Annotated in this window: 1 protein-coding gene; it reads right to left on the bottom strand. The window is 71.2% G+C overall.

Annotated elements, in window-relative coordinates; genetic code table 11:
• A partial coding sequence (locus tag EN738_RS34590) for an FtsX-like permease family protein (RefSeq protein ID WP_127287400.1) occupies nucleotides 1–983 on the bottom strand: 983 nt, incomplete at both ends.

Here is a 983-nt window from a genome sequence, read left to right as displayed (position 1 = left end):
GAACAGCGCGATGCCGACCGCTGCCGCGACATAGGGCAGGCGCGGGAAGCCGCGGCTTTCAAAACCCATCTCGCGAAACAGCGCCGTTGCCGGCACGTCGCGGGCGCGCCCCAGCGGCAGCAGCGCGAAGGCCAGCGTCACCAGCAGGCCGAACAGCGCCGCCATGGCGAGCGCGCCTGGATAGAAACCGCCTTCCGCCGGCACCGGGATGACCGACTGCAGCGCGGCGCTCGCCGCGAACGGCATCGCCGCGCCGAGGATCAGGCCGGCGACGATGCCGACGCCGGCAATCAGCAGGATCTGCACCAGATAGATGGTGAAGACGAAACCGCCGGAGGCGCCGAGGCTCTTGAAGGTGGCGATGACGCCGCGCTTGCCGTCGAGATAGGCGCGCACCGCGTTGGCCACGCCGACGCCGCCGACCACCAGCGCAGTCAGCCCGACCAGCGTCAGGAATTGCGAGAAGCGCTCGATGTTGGAGGACAGCGCCGGTGCAGCGTTGCTGCGCGTGCGGATCGACCAGCCGGCCTCCGGAAACGCCTTGGCCGCGCGATCCTCGATCGCCTTGAGATCGGCCCCGCTGGCGCCGGCGGGCAGCCGGACCTTGTAGGCGTTCTCGACCAGGCTCCCTGGCTGGATCAGGCCCGACGCGGCGAGCCCTTCGGTCGAGACCAGCAGCCGCGGCGCGAAGCCGAAGCCGTCGGAGACCGCGTCCGGCTCGTTCACCAGCCGCGCGCGCAGCTCGAACGTGGCGCCGCCGAGTTTCACCCGGTCGCCAAGCTTGAGGTTCAGCCGGTCGAACAAAAGCTCGGGCGCCGCGGCGCCGAATACGCCGGACCGCTCGCCGAACAGCGCCGCGCGCGGCAGCGCCGGCTCGGTCGCCAGCGCGCCGAAGAGCGGATAGGCGTCATCCACCGCCTTGGCTTCGACCAGCGCCTGGTCCGAGCCGTCCTCCAATCGCGCCATCGAGCGCATGCTGGCGC

The organism is Mesorhizobium sp. M4B.F.Ca.ET.017.02.2.1 (assembly GCF_003998955.1).
GTDB classification, from domain to species: Bacteria; Pseudomonadota; Alphaproteobacteria; order Rhizobiales; family Rhizobiaceae; genus Mesorhizobium; species Mesorhizobium abyssinicae.
The sequence above is the reverse complement of the archived record's forward strand: the minus strand, read 5'-3'. Positions and strand labels throughout refer to the sequence as shown.